We start from the raw sequence: 272 nt of genomic DNA, 5'->3' as shown, positions 1-272 counted from the left end.
GTGGCATTGTGCTTCATGGTGCAGCTGCCCCGCGGGATCATGGTGCGATCCAACGCCAGGTCCTTGTCGGCCAGCGAGCGCAGGTAGCGCAGCAGCTCGTGTTCGCTGTGGTGGGAGTTGAACACCGGGTGGGTCAGGAACGCGCTGGTGCGCACCAGGCCGGCCGGCAGGGCATCGGCGGTGGCCGCGCCCAGTGCTTCCACATACACGCTGGCACCGTACAGCTGGCCCAGCGCGACAATGTCGGCGCGGGTGGTGGTTTCGTCCAGGCT

The 272-nt window shown here is 67.6% G+C and carries 1 protein-coding gene; it reads right to left on the bottom strand.

The window, feature by feature from the left end; genetic code table 11:
• Positions 1 to 272 (bottom strand): hypothetical protein (locus ACQG3P_RS19765; protein WP_426805991.1); only part of this gene is annotated, 272 nt, incomplete at both ends.

This window comes from Stenotrophomonas sp. SrG, assembly GCF_050031795.1.
Lineage (GTDB): Bacteria > Pseudomonadota > Gammaproteobacteria > Xanthomonadales > Xanthomonadaceae > Stenotrophomonas > Stenotrophomonas rhizophila_A.
This window is presented reverse-complemented; position numbering and strand designations above follow the sequence as displayed.